The organism is Photobacterium sp., from assembly GCF_057456235.1.
Genome location: NZ_JBVCPH010000011.1, coordinates 105,822 through 126,687, shown reverse-complemented (window position 1 = coordinate 126,687; position 20,866 = coordinate 105,822). Strand labels below are relative to the sequence as shown.

11 protein-coding genes are annotated in these 20,866 nt (G+C 50.7%); 3 read left to right on the top strand and 8 right to left on the bottom strand.

All coding sequences use genetic code 11. The features are described from left to right. Positions 1-93: 93 nt before the first annotated feature. Positions 94-1,281, top strand: a complete 1,188-nt coding sequence (tyrS, locus tag AC2204_RS13670; protein WP_318926231.1) for a tyrosine--tRNA ligase — start codon at positions 94-96, stop codon at positions 1,279-1,281. A gap of 68 nt (positions 1,282-1,349) precedes the next feature. Here the strand turns inward: tyrS and AC2204_RS13665 are convergent, their stop codons facing one another. The 8 genes from AC2204_RS13665 to gltB (AC2204_RS13630) all read right to left on the bottom strand — a co-directional run bounded on the left by AC2204_RS13665 (position 1,350) and on the right by gltB (AC2204_RS13630) (position 16,999). Next, a complete protein-coding gene (locus AC2204_RS13665; RefSeq protein WP_318926229.1) occupies positions 1,350-1,961 on the bottom strand; it encodes a trimeric intracellular cation channel family protein in 612 nt (203 codons plus the stop codon). Positions 1,962-2,084: 123 nt separating this feature from the next. Then, positions 2,085-2,909, bottom strand: a complete 825-nt coding sequence (gene btuF, locus AC2204_RS13660) for a vitamin B12 ABC transporter substrate-binding protein BtuF (protein ID WP_318926227.1) — start codon at positions 2,907-2,909, stop codon at positions 2,085-2,087. After that, a complete protein-coding gene (locus AC2204_RS13655) occupies positions 2,910-3,866 on the bottom strand; it encodes a cobalamin biosynthesis family protein (RefSeq protein ID WP_318926226.1) in 957 nt (318 codons plus the stop codon). Next, complete coding sequence (gene mtnN / locus AC2204_RS13650) at positions 3,866-4,564, bottom strand: 5'-methylthioadenosine/S-adenosylhomocysteine nucleosidase (protein ID WP_318926224.1); 699 nt, start codon at positions 4,562-4,564, stop codon at positions 3,866-3,868. The genes AC2204_RS13655 and mtnN overlap by 1 nt, the downstream gene beginning before the upstream one ends. Positions 4,565-4,733: 169 nt before the next feature. Next, the gene (locus AC2204_RS13645) at positions 4,734-6,146 is read right to left on the bottom strand and encodes an FAD-dependent oxidoreductase (protein ID WP_318926222.1); all 1,413 of its coding nucleotides are present in this window, start codon (positions 6,144-6,146) and stop codon (positions 4,734-4,736) included. Positions 6,147-6,160: 14 nt separating this feature from the next. Further along, positions 6,161-10,624: a glutamate synthase large subunit gene (gltB, locus tag AC2204_RS13640; protein WP_318926219.1), complete on the bottom strand. Its 4,464-nt coding sequence runs from the start codon at positions 10,622-10,624 to the stop codon at positions 6,161-6,163. A gap of 362 nt (positions 10,625-10,986) precedes the next feature. Beyond that, positions 10,987-12,459 carry a glutamate synthase subunit beta gene (locus tag AC2204_RS13635; protein WP_318926218.1) on the bottom strand — a complete coding sequence of 491 codons (1,473 nt, stop codon included), beginning with the start codon at positions 12,457-12,459 and terminating at the stop codon, positions 10,987-10,989. Continuing rightward, positions 12,452-16,999 (bottom strand): glutamate synthase large subunit, encoded by a 4,548-nt coding sequence (gene gltB / locus AC2204_RS13630; protein ID WP_318926217.1) that lies wholly within the window; start codon positions 16,997-16,999, stop codon positions 12,452-12,454. The genes AC2204_RS13635 and gltB (AC2204_RS13630) overlap by 8 nt, the downstream gene beginning before the upstream one ends. 690 nt (positions 17,000-17,689) lie before the next feature. Here gltB (AC2204_RS13630) and mnmL point away from each other — a divergent pair. Both mnmL and AC2204_RS13620 read left to right on the top strand, forming a co-directional pair. Next, positions 17,690-18,643 carry a tRNA modification radical SAM protein MnmL/YtqA gene (gene mnmL, locus AC2204_RS13625; protein ID WP_318926216.1) on the top strand — a complete coding sequence of 318 codons (954 nt, stop codon included), beginning with the start codon at positions 17,690-17,692 and terminating at the stop codon, positions 18,641-18,643. Between the two features lie 221 nt (positions 18,644-18,864). Continuing rightward, positions 18,865-20,739, top strand: coding sequence for a sensor domain-containing diguanylate cyclase (locus AC2204_RS13620; protein ID WP_318926215.1), 1,875 nt, complete (start codon positions 18,865-18,867; stop codon positions 20,737-20,739). The last annotated feature ends 127 nt before the right edge of the window (positions 20,740-20,866 follow it).

The window sequence follows — 20,866 nt, the reverse complement described above, 5'->3', positions numbered from 1 at the left end:
CAACCCTTAGTCTAACTGGTTTCAAAAAACATCTCTATTCAAGTAAGATGGTTGATTATTACTTTTTTGCCAATTCTGTGGGAGCGAACAAGAATGGCCAGCATTGAACAAGCTTTAGCTGAAATTAAGCGTGGTGTTGATGAGCTGATTCCAGAAGAAGAGCTGATTGCCAAATTAAAAGAAAACCGTCCTTTACGGATTAAATTAGGGGCCGATCCAACCGCTCCTGATATTCACTTAGGTCACACCGTCATTCTTAACAAGCTGCGTACTTTCCAGGAACTCGGCCATGATGTCACTTTCCTTATCGGTGACTTTACCGGTATGGTTGGCGATCCTACGGGTAAGAATACGACACGTCCGCCGTTAACGCGCGAAGATGTGCTGGCGAATGCTGAAACCTATAAAGAACAGGTTTTCAAAATTCTTGATCCGGCTAAAACCAAAATCGAGTTTAACTCTTCATGGTTATCTGATCTGGGTGCTGAGGGTTTAATCCGCCTTGCAGCCAACCAGACGGTTGCTCGTATGCTTGAGCGTGACGATTTTAAAAAGCGTTATAACGAAGGTCGTCCGATTGCGATCCACGAGTTCATGTATCCGCTGCTGCAGGGGTACGATTCGGTCGCCATGGAAACCGACGTTGAGCTTGGCGGTACCGATCAGAAATTCAACCTGCTGATGGGCCGTGAATTGCAGAGAGCACATGGTCAGAAGCCTCAGGTTGTCCTGACCCTGCCTCTTCTTGTTGGCCTGGATGGCGAGAAGAAGATGTCCAAATCAGCCAATAACTATATTGGTATTGCGGATGTGCCAAGCGAGATGTTCGGCAAGATCATGTCGATCTCTGATGATCTGATGTGGAACTACTATGAGCTGCTTTCTTTCCGTCCGATCGAAGAAATCGAGCAGTTCAAAGTTGATATGGCAAACGGTCAGAACCCGCGCGATATCAAAATCCGCCTTGCCAAAGAAATCATTGCCCGCTTCCATTCTGAAGCGGATGCTGATGCGGCTGAGCAGGAATTCATCAATCGCTTCCAGAAAGGCGCAATGCCAGATGAGATGCCAGAATTTGAATTTGAAGCCGGTATCGCGATTGGTAACTTGCTGAAAGATGCGGGTTTGGTTAACTCAACCTCTGATGCTATGCGTATGATCCGCCAAGGTGCGGCTAAAATCGACGGTGATAAAATCGAAGATACTAAGCTGATACCTGCCGCGGGAGCTGCGATCTATCAGGTGGGTAAGCGTAAGTTTGCACGTGTTACATTGAAGTAATACTTCCGGGTATGACTTGTTGGCAGAAAAAAGGCGCTTAAAGCGCCTTTTTTGGATGTTTATTGAGTTTAACCCCGCAGGGCTAACGTCGGTAACGATAGATGCCAGCGGATTGCCGCAAGGCGAATTGTTAGGGTGGTTATGATCCCTGCCAGAGTCGCAACCGCAGGATCAACGTCGAAATACAAGCCGACAGTATGAATGATACCGCCAAGAATACAGGCTGTTGCATAGACTTCGGTACGCAATACCATGGGGATCTCTCTGGCCAGAACGTCACGGATCACGCCACCGCCACAGCCCGTAATAACCCCCATAATCACCGCGACCATAGGCGAGGCACCAAAACGCAGGGTCTTTTCCACCCCGATGGCAACAAACACCGCCAGGCCGATGGCATCGGCAACCGGCAGAAAGTACCACGGCATGCGTTTAGGACGGCGAACGGCCAGCATCGCCAGAAAGCAAGTGACGAAAATAACCCACAGGTAGTTGGTATCAGTGATCCAGAAGACCGGGGTTGCCCCCAGAGCCATATCACGGATCGTACCACCGCCAATAGCCGTTACACTGGCCAGTACAACCACACCAAAAGGGTCCATTCGTAAACGGCCCGCCAGTAACACACCCGATGCAGCGAAAACGGCAGTGCCGAACATATCGAGAATATAGATAAGCATGTTTGTACCTATTGGAGAAGATAGCGAGAGAAGCCGGCTGAGATTGTACGAGGAAATGAAACCGGCTCAACTTGCTGACATCGCTTTGTGATCCACCTCACGTTGAATCATGGTGAGCTGCTGTTACAGGTCGTCTTTTCTTACGCTATCCAGTAACTGGCAAACCTGCTGGACGGCTTTGATAGTACGTGGGGTCGGACGGTTTAACCAATCAGCCTGCAAGGTGAAAATATGTTGGTTATCCACCGCGGGCAATTTGCCTTGCCACTTATTCCAGACACGGGTATCAGTGCCAGAGTGGGGAGTGCCAAAGATCACCTCGGGTTGGCGAGTAACCACCTGCTCTTCAGAAACCTGGGGGTAGCTCGCAAGGCTGTCAGCGAAGATATTCTGTCCGCCGCAAACGGTAAATACCTGTGTCGGCCAGCCCCCATTGGCTACGGTAATGATCGGTGAAGCGCTCAGCTGATAGAAAAAACGAACTGGGCGAAGATCCTGGTGCTGACGCTGAAGGTCGGCTAATTGCTGGCGGAACTGATTTGCGGTTTCTGTTGCGTATTCGGGGTTGGGTGAATATTGTCCAAGTGCCTCAATCGTATTAGGAATATCTTCCAGTTGAGTGGGATTTGAATAATAAACATTGAGACCTAATTGTTCTAGCTTCGCCATTTCCCGCGGTGGATTCCCCCCTTCCCAGGCTAGGATCAGGTCCGGTTTCAGGGCGACTATCCGTTCGAGTTTAACACCGCGGTAGTTAGCCACCCGTTCCAGTTTGGTTGCGGCTTCGGGATAATCACTGTAATCACTGGCGGCGATTAATTGATCACCGAGGCCCGCGGCATAGGCCAGCTCCGTTGTGTGGGGAGACAGGCTTATGACTCGCTCAACTGCAGGGTTGGCTGCACTGATGGCCGAAAAAAAGAGTAAACAGAGACAGGCCGGGCGCACTTATATTTCTCCTTCCAAGATGAAAATGAGGGCACTTTGAATAATCACCCAGACAAGCAGTCGACTGGTGATTATCTGTTGTATTTGAGCCAAATGAAATGCAGCCGGAGCTATTTTCCCACCGATCCGGGGGCGTTCCCTTTTTCTATCATCATAGATGACGGGACCACCGAGTGATAACGATAATTTATGACCGGTTGCTATCAGTAACCAGCCGGGGCCGGGCAACAGCCAGTCTTCCCCTTGTTTAATCAGGCCTTGTAATGCCGCTTTACCATTACGACCGAGACTGATCAGCAAGGCTAAAATTCGCAGTGGGACAATATCCAATAGCGCCAGAATGCGTACTGCGGGAAGGCCAAAGACATCATATTGATGTCGGCTTGGTGACCATGAGCGAGCCAGACTGACGGCTAAACGATATAAGAGCGCCCCGATCCCTCCGGCCAGCGCATACCAGAACAGAACCCCGGCAACTAGGCGACCGTAACTGAGTAACTGGGTTTCAGCGCCAGCTTTACCCAGCCCAAGCAATGACAGGTTACGGGTATTTCGATTGAGGGAGCAGGCCAGTAACTGGCGACAGCGGTTTTTGTCTTCTTTGGCGTAAGCGCTGATAAAGTGTTTACTGAACCTGGCGGTGTATTTCCAATCAAGTGCCATCCATAGCAGAGTTAACTGAAACAGGGTTTCTATCCATACCAGCTGGTGCAGCGCAATGAGTAAGATCAGCACCGTGACCCACATCAGCCCCCAGGCCAGCAAGCCTGAAAGTAAACGTTGCCGGCGATTATCTCTGGGATTGTTTACCCTATCTGCAAGTACAATCGCTAAACGTTGCCAGATCTGCAGAGGATGAAGCGCAGTGGGAATGGGTACAAACCAATGAATGACTAACGCTCCCCACAGTGCAAGCAGGGAGCTGTTATTGAGCAAGAGCGCCAGGGTATCAGTCATTACTGATTCAATAGCTCAACCATTTTCGCGACCATGATTGACGAACTCTTTGCCGCGAGTGGCAGGAACTCTTCAAAGCTCATCGGTGATTCCTTATCAGCCACATCAGAGATGGCACGAACCACCACAAAAGGAACCTCAAACTGGTGACAAGCCTGAGCAATAGCCGCGGCTTCCATTTCTACGGCGATAACCGTCGGGAAGTTCTGGCGAATAAAGTTCTGCTTTTCAGCGCTGCAGACAAATGCATCGCCGGTACAGATCAGGCCGCGAACCGCGTGCATGCCATCCATCGCAGCCAGTGCCTGTTCTGCGTAATTCATCAGTTTTTCGTCTGCTGTAAACGCAGCCGGTTGCTGTGCCATCTGACCTATTTCGTAACCAAATGCCGTCACGTCAGCATCGTGGTAACGTACTTCCGTTGAAATAACCACATCCCCCAGATTCAGGCTTGGGGCAAAACCACCGGCAGAACCCGTATTAAGTACGACATCTGGCTGGAAAATTTCCAGTAAAACGGCTGTTCCAATGGCCGCAGCAACTTTACCGATGCCGGATTGCAACAAGACAACATCAGCGCCGTTCAGGATACCGGTGTAAAAGGTACAACCTGCTTTTTTGTGGGTTTCGCAGTGAGTCAGTTGCTCTTTCAGGATGGCAACTTCTTGCTCCATCGCGCCAATAATGCCGATTTTCATCAATCTGTTCTCTTGTTGGTCAATACTTGTTGCGCGGGCCGCAACGAGAAAAGGAATAATTGTAACATGGAGCGGGGAAGGTTGAAGCAACAAAAAACGAGAGGCCGGGGTAGCACTCTCGTTATTTTGGGCAACGTGTGGAGAACCGCTTTGCTTCTTAACTCATGGGTCAGACGTCGAGATAGTCAAGGATCCCCTGTGCTGCTAAACGCCCTTCGTTAATGGCTGTGACGACTAAATCAGAGCCACGTACGGCATCCCCCCCGGCGAAAATCTTCTCGTTGGATGTCTGGAATTGGTAGCGAGATTCTTCCGGGGCTTTGATCCGGCCATTCTGATCCAGCTCGACATGATAGTTTTCCAGCCAAGGCATGGCATGCGGTTGGAAACCAAAGGCCATAATAACGACATCTGCCTCCAGTACGTGTTCGCTGCCTTCGACAAGCTCGGGGTGACGACGGCCCGCTTCATCTGGCGCCCCCAGCTCTGTATTGACGACGTTAACACCGGTCACCTGTCCTTCGTCATTGATGTGGATACTCAGAGGCTGCAGGTTAAACATGAACTTAACCCCTTCCTCACGGGCATTTTTAAATTCACGCTTGGAGCCCGGCATATTAGCAGCATCACGACGATAAGCGCAGACCACTTCTTTCGCGTTCTGGCGAATTGAGGTCCGCACGCAGTCCATCGCCGTATCGCCTCCTCCGAGCACCACCACACGTTTGCCTTTCATGTCGAGATAGCCACCATCACTTTTCAGTCCCATCACCCGGTAGGCATTGGAAACTAAGAATGGCAGCGCGTCGTAAACACCCTGGGCGTTTTCATTTTCCAGACCTGCCCGCATGTTTTTATACGTACCGACCCCAAGGAAAACCGCATCATACTCACTGAGCAGTTGTTTCATCTGGATGTCTTTGCCGATTTCGGTATTGAGGCGGAAATCAACCCCCATCTCGGTAAAGACCCTGCGGCGATTGACCAGTACACTCTTTTCCAGCTTGAATGATGGGATCCCAAACGTCAGTAAGCCACCAATTTCCGGGTAGCGATCAAAGACCACCGGTTTTACGCCGTTGCGAACCAGAATATCGGCACACGACAAACCGGCCGGACCGGCGCCGATAATCGCGACTTTTTTGTCGACCCACTCAACATGGGACATGTCCGGCTTCCAGCCCATTTCAAAGGCTTTATCGGTGATGTATTTTTCGATATTGCCGATAGCGACCGCGCCAAAGTCATCATTCAGGGTACAGGAGCCTTCACACAACCGATCTTGCGGGCATACCCGGCCACACACTTCTGGCAGGGTGTTAGTCTGGTGTGCCAGCTCAACCGCTTCGAGGATCCGCCCCTCATTGGCCAGGCTTAACCATTGCGGGATATAATTATGTACCGGACACTTCCATTCGCAATACGGGTTACCACAATCAAGACAACGATCAGCCTGAGCACTGGCTTGTTGCGGTGTAAAAGGTTCGTAGATTTCGACAAACTCAATTTTACGAATGTTGAGCGGCTTTTTCGGCGGATCAACGCGCTCGACATCAATAAATTGGTAAACGTTCTGGCTCATTCGGTTTCCCTTCCTTATTGTGCTTGAACGCGCAGCTCAGCAGCTGAACGGCTTTGATGACCTAACAGGGTATTGACATCGGCAGACTTTGGCTTCGCCAGATAGAACTTAGGGATCCACAGATCGAAATCGGCCAGAATTTTCTGAGCCCGGCCTGAACCGGTTTCTTCCAGATGACGATCTATCAGTCCGCGCAGGTGTTCCTGATGAATTTTCAGATTATCCAGCGGCAGGGCGTCAATCAGCTCCGGGTTTACCCGGCCTGCGAAATCGCCGTCTTCATCGAGGATATAGGCAAACCCTCCTGTCATCCCGGCGCCGAAGTTAACTCCGGTCTTTCCTAGAATCGCGACGATCCCACCGGTCATGTATTCACAGGCGTTGTCGCCAGCCCCTTCTACGATCGCTATCGTGCCGGAGTTCCGTACCCCGAACCGTTCGCCGGCGGTACCTGCGGCAAACAATTTGCCACCGGTCGCGCCATACAGGCAGGTGTTGCCGATAATCGTCGCTTCATGAGACTTAAATGCGGAACCCATCGGCGGCCTGATGACGATCTTACCGCCCGTCATGCCTTTGCCGACGTAGTCGTTGGCATCACCGGTCAGATACAGGTTCAGTCCGCCGGCATTCCAGACGCCGAATGATTGGCCCGCAGTTCCGGTCAGGTGCAGGTTGATTGGCTGAGAGGCCATTCCCTGATTGCCATAACGCAGGGCAATTTCACCTGACAGACGGGCACCAATCGAGCGGTCGGTATTGCGGATATTATGGAACAGATCCGCCCCGCGGCGACGTTCAATCGCCGGTAATGCTTCTTTGAGCAGGGTATTGCTTAATACCGCGGGATCAAACGGGGTGTTTGACTCGCTGCAATACAGGGTCTTACCTTCGACGGGGGTTGGGGCATGCAGCAGGCCACTCAGATCCAGCTTGTTTTGTTTGGCGGTAACGCCTTCGAACACGGCAAGCAGATCGGTGCGGCCGATCAGATCCGTCAGCTTTTCTACCCCCAGGCTGGCCAGCAATTCACGCACTTCCCGGCCTAAACCAATAAAGTAATTCATTACCTGCTCCGGCAGACCTTTAAAGAAGTCACGGCGCAGCGTCTCATCCTGGGTGGCGACCCCGGTGGCGCAGTTATTGAGGTGGCAGATACGGAGGTATTTACAGCCCAGAGCCACCATAGGCGCCGTTCCAAAGCCGAAACTCTCCGCCCCCAGAATGGCGGCTTTGACCACATCGAGGCCGGTTTTCAGGCCACCATCAACTTGCAGGCGAATTTTATGGCGTAACCCGTTAGCGACCAGTGCTTGCTGGGTTTCGGCTAAACCGAGTTCCCATGGACTGCCGGCATATTTCACCGAGCTTAACGGACTGGCACCGGTACCGCCGTCGTAACCAGAGATGGTGATCAGATCGGCATAGGCTTTAGCCACACCCGTCGCGATAGTGCCCACGCCGGGTTCAGAAACCAGTTTGACCGATACCATGGCCTTTGGGTTGACCTGTTTTAAGTCGAAGATCAGCTGGGCCAGATCCTCGATAGAGTAAATATCGTGATGCGGAGGGGGGGAGATCAGAGTGACCCCCGGTACGGCAAAACGCAGTTTAGCGATTTCCGTCGTGACTTTGTGACCAGGCAGCTGGCCACCTTCGCCGGGTTTCGCGCCTTGAGCAACTTTGATCTGAATAACGTCTGCATTGACGAGATAGTGGGGCGTTACACCAAAACGACCCGATGCCACCTGTTTGATACGAGAGTTGCGCTCATTACCAAAGCGACTCGGATCTTCGCCACCTTCTCCCGAATTCGAGCTGCCGCCTAAGCGGTTCATGGCGATTGCCAGAGCCTCGTGGGCCTCGGGGCTGAGGGCGCCAATTGACATCGCCGCAGAGTCAAAGCGTTTATATAGCTCCGTGGCGGCCTCAACCTGTTCCACTTCGATCGGGTTTTCTGGCTTTTTGAGTTTCAGCAGATCACGAATCGCAGAGACCGGTCTCTCGTTGACGATAGTGGCAAATGCAAGGTAATCCTGGTAATCACCGGTTTTCACTGCCTTCTGCAGGGTACTGACGACGTCGGGGTTATAGGCGTGGAACTCCCCGCCATGAACATATTTCAGCAGTCCCCCCTGTTCAATCGGTTTGCGTTTCAGCCAGGCCCGGCGCGACAGGTTAAACAGATCCTGCTGGAAGTCTTCGAAGCTGGCACCGGATATGCGGCTTGAGACCCCTTTAAAGCACAGTTCAATGACTTCCTGGTGCAGTCCAACCGCTTCAAACAGCTGGGAGCAACGGTAAGAGGCGACGGTGGAAATCCCCATTTTCGACATGATTTTATACAGGCCTTTGTTCATGCCGTTGCGGAAGTTCATCATTATTTCACGGTAGGGTTTGGTTATCGCACCGCTGTCGATGAGTTTTCCCAGCGACTCATACGCTAAATAGGGGTAAACCGCAGTGGCACCAAAGCCGATGAGTACCGCAAACTGGTGCGGATCGCGAGCGGTGGCCGTTTCAACGATCATGTTGGCATCGCACCGTAGATTGGTTGTCACTAAGCGGTTTTGCACTGCACCCACCGCCATCGCCGCCGGGATCGGCAGCTTGTTCTGGTCAATGCCGCGGTCAGACAGCACGATCAGCACGGTGCCACTGCGCACCAGGCGTTCAGCCTGATCACACAGATCATTAATGGCTTGCTTAAGGTTTTTCTCGCTCGGATCATAGTTGATATCAATGATGCTGTTGCGATAGTACTGGCTATCAAGTTCGAGCAGCTGAACCAGATCGGAGTACAGCAGTACAGGGGAGTTGAAGGCCACCCGATAGGCATGGCCATCGGTTTCACTGAACACGTTCATTTCACGGCCGATACAGGTTGCCAGCGACATCACGTGTTTTTCACGGAGCGGGTCGATGGGCGGGTTGGTGACCTGAGCAAACATCTGGCGGAAGTAATCGGTGACGGCGCGCTCTTTCGAAGACAGCACGGCCATCGGGGCGTCATCCCCCATCGATCCTGTCGGCTCCTGGCCATTTTCACCCACAACCCGCAAGACCTGATCAAGCTCTTCACGGTTAACGCCGAAGAGTTTCTGGTAGGTATTGAGTTCATTATCATCGAAAGAGCGGCTGCCGACCTGATCGTCACCCAGATCTTTGAATGGGATCAGGCGTTTGACGTGGCTGTCCATCCATTCCTTGTATGGATGGCGGCTCATCAGCTCGTTATCGATGTCATTGGAATGCCAGATCTTGCCAAACTTAGTATCTATAACCAGCAGCTCCCCCGGTCCGACACGGCCTTTCTCTGCCACTTCATCGGGGGCGTAATCCCAGATCCCCACTTCAGAGGCGAGGGTGATCAGCTTGTCTTTGGTGATCACGTAGCGGGCTGGGCGCAGGCCGTTACGGTCAAGGTTACAGGCGGCATAGCGGCCATCTGACATCACGATACCGGCCGGGCCATCCCACGGCTCCATATGCATGGAGTTAAAGTCATAGAATGCGCGCAGTTCGGGTTCCATATCCGGGTGGTTCTGCCATGCTGGCGGAACCAGCATGCGCATCGCCCGGAACAGATCGAGACCACCGGCCAGAAATAGCTCCAGCATGTTATCGAGGCTGGAAGAATCCGAGCCGGTCTCGTTGACAAACGGCGTGGCAGTCTGCAGATCCGGCAGCAAGGGGGAAGCAAACTTGTACGCGCGTGCACGTGCCCACTGGCGATTACCGGCAATGGTATTGATCTCACCGTTATGGGCTAAGTAACGAAATGGCTGAGCCAGCGGCCAGCGGGGCTGGGTATTGGTCGAGAAGCGCTGGTGAAACAGACAGATGGATGACTCCAATCGTAAGTCCGCGAGATCGGTATAGAATTTCGGCAAGTCAGCTGGCATGCATAAGCCTTTGTAGACAGTGACTTGCGTTGACAGGCTGCAGATGTAGAAATCAGGATCGTCAGTCATGCGTTTTTCAATGCGACGCCTGGCAATATACAGGCGGCGATCGACATCTCGTGGCTTCCAGCCCGCAGGTGCATTAATGAATACCTGCTCAATATCAGGTAAAGATTCTGTGGCAATGGGGCCTAATACCTGCGGGTTGATTGGCACTTCACGCCAGCCAATAATGGCTAAGGTTTCTTTGGCGAGTTCTTCGTTGATAATCGTACGGGCTTGTTCGGCCCTGACGGGGTCCTGGCTGAGAAATAGCATGCCGATGGCAAATTCACGTGCGAGTTTCCAGCCTTTTTCTTCTGCAACAATACGATAAAAACATTCGGGTTTTTTCATTAACAGACCGCAGCCGTCACCGGTTTTGCCATCTGCCGCAATACCACCTCGGTGGGTCATACGATCCAATGCCGATATCGCGGTACGAACCAGTTTGTGGCTGGTTTCCCCCCCAATATGGGCGATTAGACCAAAGCCACAGTTATCTTTTTCCAGCGTTGGGTCATACAGTGTCATTGCAACTCTCCCTTGCTTCCGCCCAGCTCGGCCGGGCTGGGTTACTGCATAATGATGACAACCTCCCTGATCGCCATTTCTGCTTCCAGCAACTTTCAAGTTAACGGCTATTTACAAAAAGATCAAATAGCCATTACATCCAGTCTTTGTTTCAGTAATTACAGCAGATTTTTCTTATTAGGCATTGTTTTTTGATGGACTAAATTGGGTTGAGTCTGTCATTTTATATTTTTCACAGCGGAAGAAGGCGGAGTGTGACGCTGGGGGAAGGATGACTTAACTCGCTCAAGTTATCGGTTTGGTATACAAAAAAGCCAGCTCACAAGAGCTGGCTTTTATATAAAGTACAATCAGATGCCTGATCAGGCTCGTGATTGCATCAGTGAATACGCTTTCGCTTCCAGGTTGGTATTACCCATCAGGAAGTCATCGATTTCACGGGCACATTCGCGGCCTTCATTGATACAACGAACGACCAGAGACTGGCCGGTACGCATATCACCCGCGGCAAAGACACCTTTCTGGCTGGTGGCAAAGCCGGTTGTTGCTACATTGCCACGTTCATCCAGTTTGATGTCCAGCTGGGCCAAGACACCGGTAGGTTCCGGATGTAAGAAACCCATCGCCAGAAATGCCATGTCACAGGGAATGATGCGCTCAGAGCCGGCGACTTCATCAAAGCCCGGACGCTCGCCGGGTTTCGCTTCCTGCCACTGAATATCTGCAATACGCAGGGCTTTCACGTTACCCGCCTCATCACCGATGAACTCTTTAGTCAGAATATTCCAATGACGCTCACAGCCTTCTTCATGTGACGTGGATGTTTTCATTATCATCGGGTAAGACGGCCAGGGTTGGTGAGCTGGACGCTTCTCTGGCGGGATCGGCATGATCTCCACCTGAGTAACACTGACCGCGCCGTGACGGTTAGAGGTTCCGACACAGTCCGAGCCGGTATCACCGCCGCCGATAACCACAACATGCTTGCCTGTAGCGTGAATTTCTTCACCCTTAAGATCCATGTCGTTGGCACGGCGGTTATTTTGCGCAAGGAATTCCATTGCATAATGAACGCCCTTAAGCTCACGGCCGGGAATTGGCAGGTTACGTGGTACGGTTGAGCCGCCCGTTAGCAGGACAACATCAAAATCCTGCCGAAGCTGCTGTGCATTAATCTCAACACCGATATGGGCGTTAACCTCGAACTTAATTCCCGCTTCGGCCATTAAGTCGATTTTACGGTCAATGATATCCATGCCCAGTTTGAAATCCGGAATACCAAAACGCAGCAGACCGCCGACTTTTTCATCGCGTTCAAACACTGTGACGCAGTGACCGGCACTGTTCAGCTGTTCGGCTGCGGATAAACCCGCCGGGCCTGAACCGATAATCGCTATGGTTTTACCGGTACGAGAACGTGGTGTTTTCGGTTTAGCGTATCCTTCGCGATATGCCGTCTCGACGATTGTTTTTTCGATATTACAGATAGTGATCGGGTCTTGGTTAATCCCCAATACACAGCCACTCTCACAAGGGGCCGGGCATACACGACCGGTAAACTCAGGGAAGTTATTGGTAGAACTTAAAATGTTCCACGCTTCTTCCCAGCTGTCACGATAAACCGCATCATTGAACTCGGGAATGATGTTGCCAATCGGGCATGAGTTATGACAGAAAGGCACACCGCAATCCATACAACGTGATGCCTGTTTGTTGATCTTAGCGCCAAACTCCTTATTTAAGACAAACTCTTTATTGTCTTGAATTCGAACGCTTGGATCTAACTTCTGTGGCAGTTCACGGCCAACTTCTAAAAATCCTGTAGGCTTACCCATTTACGGCCTCCAACTCTTCCTTGTTTTCTGCATCAGCTTTACGCTGCTGCAGTACAGCTTTGTAATCCCTTGGCATCACTTTCACCATTTTTTGAAGGTTTACTTCAAAGTTGGAAAGGAAAGTTTCAGCCACTGTACTGCCCGTCAGCTCAATATGCTTGGTAAGCATCTCTTTGAGCAAGTCCTGATCTTCTTGTTCAATCGGGTCAAGATCAACAAGCTCTGGATTCAGCTTGGTTTCGAAATCTTCAAATTGGTCCCAAACATACGCTACACCGCCACTCATACCGGCTGCGAAGTTACGCCCTGTCTGGCCCAGGATAACGGCCACACCGCCGGTCATGTATTCACAGCCGTGATCACCCACACCTTCCACCACGACTCTCGCGCCGGAGTTTCGGACACAGAATCGCTCGCCAGCTAGGCCGCGGATGTAAGACTCTCCCGAGGTCGCACCGTAGAAGCAGACGTTACCCACAACGATGTTATCTTCCGGGATAATGTCGGATTTGGCGTTCGGATAAAGTACCAGTGTTCCACCAGAGAGGCCTTTACCCCAGTAATCGTTGGCATCGCCTTCGACTTCGAAGTTCACGCCTTTCGCGAGGAAGGCACCGAAGCTCTGGCCTGCTGAACCATTGAACTTGACGTTCATGGGTTGTGGTAACCCCTGGTCTTTATAGATTTTTGAAATCTCGTTCGACAGCATGGTACCGGTACTGCGGTCGGTATTGATGATGTCAAATTCAACGTCGACTTGCTTGCCTTCGTAAAGTGCAGGTGCTGCAGCTTTAATCAGTTTACGGTCAAGGACATTTTCTAAGTTATGTTCTTGCTGGCGCTGATTGTAGATCCCGTCGTCTTCACGTGCCGGTTCGTTAAATAGCACAGGGCTGAGATCAAGGTTCTTGTATTTCCAGTGACTGATATCATCACGGATTTTCAGTTTGTGGGATTGGCCCACCATCTCTTCGATAGTGCGGAAGCCTAGCTCTGCCATCACTTCACGCAGACCTTCGGCCATGTACTGGAAGAAGGTAACCACATCATCTACGCGACCATCAAAGCGCTCGCGTAGTGTTTTGTTTTGGGTCGCGATACCGACAGGACAGGTATTCTTATGACACTTACGCATCATGATACAGCCTTCAACAACCAATGCAGCGGTTGCGACACCCCACTCTTCAGCCCCCAGCAGTGTGGCTACTGCAAGGTCGCGCGGTGTTTTCATCTGACCGTCTGACTGGACAACGATACGGTTGCGCAGGCCGTTTTTCAGCAGGGTCTGGTGGGTTTCAGCCAGACCCAGTTCCCAAGGTAAACCGGTGTGGCGAATTGATGAGATTGGCGAGGCGCCGGTACCGCCATCAAAACCGGCAATCAGTACCACGTCAGCTTTGGCTTTCGCGACACCCGAGGCAATCGTACCGACACCGGCTTCTGATACCAGCTTGACGTTTACGCGCCCCTTGCGGTTAGCATTCTTCAAATCGAAGATCAGCTGAGCCAAATCTTCGATTGAATAAATATCGTGGTGTGGCGGTGGTGAAATCAGGCCGACTCCAGGGGTGGAGTGACGGGTAGCGCCGATCCAGTCATCGACTTTATCACCCGGTAGCTGACCCCCTTCACCAGGCTTCGCGCCCTGCGCCATCTTGATCTGAATTTCGTCAGAATTAGTCAGGTAGTAAGAGGTGACACCAAATCGACCTGAAGCGACCTGCTTGATCGCAGAGCGTTCCCAGTCACCGTTGTCTTTCTTCTCGAAGCGATCCGGATCTTCACCGCCTTCACCTGAGTTAGATTTCGCACCGATGCGGTTCATGGCAACGGCCAGTGTTGAGTGTGCTTCGTACGAAATAGAGCCAAAGCTCATTGCACCTGTTGCGAAACGCTTCAGGATGCTTTCAATGGGCTCGACTTCCGCCAGCGGAATAGAACCTGCCGGATTTTTAATGAACTCAAGCTGGCTACGCAGGGTTGCCGCGTGGTCACCCTGAGAATCAACCGCATGGCAATATTCTTTAAACTGGCTGTAATCCTTGCCGCGGGTGGATTGCTGCAGCAGTGAAATCGTTTCAGGGTTGAACAGGTGTTTTTCACCACGCTGTTTCCACTGGTAGACGCCGCCCACATCCAGCATTTGGACTGGGATCTCGCGCGTCGGGTAACCGACACGGTGACGAATTAGGACTTCCTGGGCAATGTCATCGATGGTCAGCCCCTGAATCCGGGACACGGTACCGGTGAAGTATTTATCAACAACGGCTTTGCTGATCCCCAGCGCTTCAAAGATTTGCGCACCGTGGTATGACTGCAGGGTTGAAATACCCATCTTCGAGAAGATCTTAAGCAGGCCGCCATTCACACCTTTACGGTAGTTATTGAATAACTCGTCTGTTGGCAGCTCCGGGTCTAGCTTGCGCTTTTTCTGCAAATCAACCAGCGTTTCTGTTACCAGGTACGGGTTAACCGCGTTAGCACCGTAACCGACCAGGGTGGCAAAGTGGTGCGTTTCACGTGCGTCGCCGGTTTCAACAATGATGTCACACTTGGCTCGCAGGCCTTTGCGGATCAGGTGGTGATGCACCGCGCCTACCGCAAGCATCGCAGGGATCGCGGCATGGTTTGAGTTAACTGCCCGGTCCGTCAGAATGATGATGGAGTAGCCGTCAAGCACGGCATCTTCTGAGTACTGACAAATACGCTTTAGCGCGCGTTCTAATTTGCCCTGCTCACCATTGGCGCGGAATACGATATCCAGCGTTTTAGCCTGCAGGTGCTCTTTATCGATAGCCCGCAGCTTTTCAAGCTCTGCGTTTGAGAGTACCGGTGATTCCAGCTCTACTTTCTGGCAGTGCTCGGGGGTTTCTGTCAGCAGGTTCTGATCTTTACCGAGGTAGGTGTTCAGCGACATCACCATCCGCTCACGGATCGGATCGATCGGCGGGTTGGTGACCTGGGCAAATAGCTGTTTGAAGTAGTTTGACAGATGTTGTGACTGGTGCGAAAGAATCGCCAGTGGCCAGTCGGCCCCCATTGCCCCGAGAGGCTCGTAAGCTGTTTTTGCCAGTGGAACGATGATCTCGTTCACTTCTTCAGAACTCATACCAAACGCTTGTTGATGGTGAAGAAGGCGTTCTGGTGTTGGCTGGTGGTGCATGTTATCAGCTTCAGGCAGCGCTTTGAGGGTCAGCAGGTTGTCTTTAATCCACTGCTCATAAGGCTGTGCTGTTGCAATGCTGTCTTTTACCTCGTCATCGGAAATAATCCGACCTTGTTCCAGATCGGCAACGAAGATACGGCCAGGTTGCAGACGACCACGGAACTGAACGTTTTCCGGTTCGATTTTAACCACGCCTGTTTCTGACGCCATCACCAGGAAGTCATCTTTGGTCACGGTATAACGTGACGGGCGCAGACCGTTACGGTCAAGTGTTGCACCGACCTGAACACCATCGGTGAAACAGACAGACGCCGGGCCATCCCAAGGTTCCATCACGTTAGCGTGGTACTGATAGAACGCACGACGTTTTGGATCCATGTTTTTGTTTTCTTGCCACGCTTCGGGGATCAGCATCATCAATGCATGGGGCAGGCTGCGGCCAGACAGAACCAGAAGCTCCAGCGCCATGTCGAAGTTAGATGAATCTGAACTGCCTTCCTGGCAGATAGGAAGGAGCATGTCGATTTCTTGCTGGCTGAACAGGTCAGATTCAAGGATCGCTTCACGCGCTTTCATCCAGTTCAGGTTACCGCGAACAGTATTGATTTCACCGTTGTGGGCAATATAACGGAATGGTTGCGCCAGGCGCCACCTTGGGAAGGTGTTGGTCGAGAAACGAGAATGCACCAATGCCAGCGCGGTAACCATAGATGGGTTTTGCAAGTCTAAGAAATACAGCGGTACTTGCTCAGTAGTCAACTGCCCCTTATAGACCAAGGTTTTATACGACAATGAGTTGATGTAGAAATCATCGCCGATATTTGAAATGCTTTCGAGGCAAACACGAACGGTATAGTTACGCAGTACATACAGTTTTCGTTCAAGTACGGCGGGGTCTAAGTTGGCACCGCCGGTAATAAAGACGTGTTCAAACTGTGGTTCAGTGCTGAGTGGATCTTCACCGATCATTGAGTTGTCGACTGGCAATACGCGATAGCCAATCACTTCAAGATCAAGGCGTTTTGCATTACGCTCTAAAATATCGCGACATTGCTGGCGTTTGTGCTCGTCTTTAGGGAATAGCACAACACCGACACCGTATTTATCAAATGACGGTAATTTAATGCCTTGTTTTACAGTTTCTTCTAATAAAAACTCATGGGGCTTTTGCAGAAGAATACCGGCACCGTCACCACTGCATGGATCGCAACCCTGGCCACCGCGGTGCTCCATACGCGCGAGCATGTCGAGGGCTTGAGTTACAATCTCGTGAGATTTACGGTTTTTCAGGTGGGCGACAAAGCCGATACCGCAGGCATCGTGTTCCAATTCAGGCACATAGAGTCCCTGGGCGTTAAGCTCTTGATCTGTCATAGATACATCCTTCCAGTTTTCAACAAGCCCTTATCCAAAGGCTTGGTTATCCCTAATATTATTGTCACCTCTTCATCGAGCTTTATAGCGGACAGTCTGTCCGGCTCATTGATGAGATGCTGTTTGCTATGGGATGAAGTTCTTATTCATTAGCAAACTAAATTCTGAAGTGCTTTTGATCTGGTATGCAAAAACACTGCAGTTTTGCCAAAAGGGTGGCATAAATCACTATTTTAAGAGTAGATTTAGTCACATTTGTTGTTCATATTTTGCACACAAGTGTAACTATCCTACATTTTTGATACATTAATTACCAACAAAAATTAGCACCAGAACAGCATTAAATCACCGCCATCTGCATTTAAACCGTTTCAATATGACTGGATATTCGATAATGGTTATTACTATGAATACTGTCCGGCCTGAGTGCACACTAACCCTTATTTTTTTTATGTTTTATCGTGGGGTTGAAGAATAATATCTGTAGTTTTTTATCAACAATAAAAAGGCATTACATTGGTGGTATCAGATATACGTTTTTTCTTGCTTTGGCACAACATTCAGTGGCGGCTGTGATGTTACTCTGCGCGACTTTAAAATGCCCCTGCACAGTGGTTGCAGGTTATTATCGCATGCTCCTTATGGGCTACTGGCGACAATGCATACAGAGATAAAAACGTAGGTGAAATGATGCAGCTGCACGAATTAGTCAATACATTTGGACAAGACCTCCAGCGTCGCTACGGGGAGAAGGTGCATAAATTGACCCTGCATGGCGGCTTTAGTTGTCCAAATCGCGATGGCACGATCGGACGGGGCGGTTGTACTTTTTGTAATGTGGCTTCTTTTGCGGACGAACAGGCCCAGTATTTACCTATTCGCCAGCAACTTGCTCAACGTGCCGCTCAAACGGACAGGGCGAAGCGTTATCTGGCTTATTTCCAGGCCTATACCAATACCTATGCTGAAGTTCAGCTGCTGAAAAACATGTATGAAGAGGCATTACAAGCTGCAGATATTGTTGGTCTGTGTGTGGGAACCCGTCCCGATTGTGTGCCCGATGCGGTATTAGCGTTATTGGCGGGGTACTGTCAGCAAGGGTATGAAATCTGGCTTGAGCTTGGATTGCAAACCGCCAACGATAAAACCTTAAAACGGATTAATCGCGGGCATGATTTTGCTTGTTATGAGCAAGTCACAAAGCGTGCTCGTGCAATGGGGATCAAAGTGTGTACCCATTTAATTGTCGGGCTGCCGGGCGATACGAAAGATGATAATCTCGAGACCATCAGGCGCACAATAGCCGTTGGTGTTGATGGCATTAAGCTTCATCCGTTGCATATTGTGGAAGGCAGTAAAATGGGACAAGCCTGGAAAGCCGGGCGCCTTGAAGCGCTCAGCCTTGAAAAATATGTCGACATTGCTTCTGACATGATCCGTCTGACTCCCCCTGATGTGGTTTATCATCGTGTATCAGCCAGCGCACGCCGCCCCACATTGCTCGCCCCTACGTGGTGTGAAAACCGCTGGTTAGCGATGACTGATATTGGTCGCAACCTGGACCAGCTCGGCGCGCAGGGGACGGCTTTGAACCAGCCTTTCGTGTATCAGCCTGTCACCCCTAAAAAACCGCGACAGGTGTAATGCTTATCTCATCGCGGTCTTCCCGTCCGGTATGCCTTCTCTTTGCTTTTTAATAAAATAGTGGCATAAACATACTGAGTAATTGCAATTATGTTAGATTAGCCTGGTGCCATCAATTAACTGATTAATAACAGCTTGTTATATTCTTGGTTGTTTTAGATTGGTTGTATATGCCTGTTGGTATGATCAGGTGAGTTGTTATTACTGTCCGGGAATGCGCGATGCTTTTGAGTCGTAGTTTGATCATTTTATCCTTATTGCTCAGCCCTTTTTCGGGCTGGGCTGCTTTGTCCGCTGCGGAGATGGCCAGTCCGATCCTTGTTTTTACCCTGACGGTCCTGCTGCTTTTTCTGGGTAGCGCGGTGCTTGTACTCGTCTTGCATAATATTGAAGCCTCTTCATTTAAAAAAATGTATGCCACTCTGACGAATATGCCCGTGGCGGTAGTGATCGTCAGAAGTAAAGACGGCGCGCTGTTATATGCCAATAAAACCTGCAGGGAGCTGACCGGTGCACGTAAAGTCGGCAGCAGCTATTTTTATCCGGATGATATCGACCCCCAGATGATCTGCGATGTGTTACGTCCTTATAGCCATGGTAAAAGGGGGCGGGGCACAAGTGAGGTATTGCAGTTATCGGATCGGATGGCATTGAAGTTACAGGTTTCAGGTCAGCAGGTTCGCTATAAATGGCAGTCTGCCTGGATGCTGTTTTTGTTCAAGCCCCAAGATCAACCGTCAACCCAGACCCAGCTTGAGCAAGAGCAGCGGGTCTTCCAGAGCGTACTTAACTCGCTGTCGGAGTTAGTCTACTTCCAGGATAATGCGGGCAATATTCTCGGAACTAATAAAGCGTTTGACCGATTCTGGCGCGGGCGCGTTAATGAAGGCATGATTGACGGTGATGAAATGTCATCATCAGCCGAAGCGTCATTATCCGACAATAACTCAACCCATACCTGGACGACCTCGCCAGATGGTTCAAGTCGGCTACTGGAAACGAATAAGACGTTACTTATTGATGATCTCGGCGAAACCATCGGTACCTTGAGTATCAGCCATGATGTGACCGACTGGCATGAGATGCAGGAAAGTCTGAAACTGGAAATTGAGAAACGGGAAGTCACAGAGCAAGCACTTGCCCAGCGAAATAACCTATTGGACACGATCTTAAGTGCGAGCCAGGATCCTATTGGTCTGTTTAACGAGCACTGGGTCTATGTCGGTTGTAACGAACCGTTTGCTCAATCGCTCGGTTATACCCAGGAAGAGTTGCTGGGCAAAGTGGCTTCTGATGTGCTTGAACCTGACAAATGGGAAATATTTGAAGGTATCGATCGCGAGGTGATGGAAAAAGGCGTCACCAGTAAAACCGAAGATTACGTTATCTTAGAAGACGGTACACCGATTTGGTACGAGGTCGCCAAGTCTCCCTATTGTGATCCGACGGATGGTTCGGTGGGGGTCTTGATCATGGCTCGCGATGTCACGGAGCGTAAAATGGCGGAGCAACAACTAGCTGATGCGATCATGGAACTCCAGGAGCTCAGCTTTGTTGACAGCCTGACAAAAGTTGCCAACCGACGTAGTTTTGATGAGCTGTTGCGCCGAATGTGGCATGATCATGTCCGTGAGCAAAAGTCGCTGACGTTGATTTTATGCGATATCGACTATTTTAAAGCTTTTAATGATAACTATGGCCATCAGCAAGGTGATTTTGCCCTGCGGGAAGTGGCAAAAGTGCTGCGGAGTGTCATCCATCGTGAAACTGACGAGGTCGCCCGTTACGGCGGGGAAGAGTTTGCTTTCCTGCTGCCAAATACGGATTTAACCGGCGGCGAAGTCGTGGCCGAAAATATTCACCGGCAACTGGCAGCCAAGGGTATTATTCATCACTATTCGGATGTGGGCACGAAACTGACGGTTAGCCTTGGAGTGGCAACGCTTATTCCGCAGCCGTCACAGGACTATGGCGAGCTGGTCGAAATGGCTGATGTTGCGATGTATAAAGCGAAAGCTGCAGGGCGAAACTGTACCATGTCGCTGTCTGAGAACGACAAATGGAACCGTGACAGTAAGTATACCAACGCAATGTAATGTTAAGCGGGACAACTATCCCGAAGGGGATGTCGACATGTGATTTAAAGCCTGCGCATGCAGGCTTTTTTGGGCAGGAATAACAACATTAGAGTATAACTGTGGGGCTTGTCCTTTGGATCGGTCA

Excerpts from the sequence above, each read along its gene's own strand:
- gltB (WP_318926219.1), bottom strand. The coding sequence starts at position 10,624 with ATGACACTGTATGACCCAACGCTGGAAAAAGATAACTGTGGCTTTGGT.
- AC2204_RS13620 (WP_318926215.1), top strand. The coding sequence starts at position 18,865 with ATGCTTTTGAGTCGTAGTTTGATCATTTTATCCTTATTGCTCAGCCCT.
- tyrS (WP_318926231.1), top strand. The coding sequence starts at position 94 with ATGGCCAGCATTGAACAAGCTTTAGCTGAAATTAAGCGTGGTGTTGAT.
- AC2204_RS13665 (WP_318926229.1), bottom strand. The coding sequence starts at position 1,961 with ATGCTTATCTATATTCTCGATATGTTCGGCACTGCCGTTTTCGCTGCA.
- mtnN (WP_318926224.1), bottom strand. The coding sequence starts at position 4,564 with ATGAAAATCGGCATTATTGGCGCGATGGAGCAAGAAGTTGCCATCCTG.
- AC2204_RS13635 (WP_318926218.1), bottom strand. The coding sequence starts at position 12,459 with ATGGGTAAGCCTACAGGATTTTTAGAAGTTGGCCGTGAACTGCCACAG.
- AC2204_RS13645 (WP_318926222.1), bottom strand. The coding sequence starts at position 6,146 with ATGAGCCAGAACGTTTACCAATTTATTGATGTCGAGCGCGTTGATCCG.
- gltB (WP_318926217.1), bottom strand. The coding sequence starts at position 16,999 with ATGACAGATCAAGAGCTTAACGCCCAGGGACTCTATGTGCCTGAATTG.
- mnmL (WP_318926216.1), top strand. The coding sequence starts at position 17,690 with ATGCAGCTGCACGAATTAGTCAATACATTTGGACAAGACCTCCAGCGT.
- AC2204_RS13655 (WP_318926226.1), bottom strand. The coding sequence starts at position 3,866 with ATGACTGATACCCTGGCGCTCTTGCTCAATAACAGCTCCCTGCTTGCA.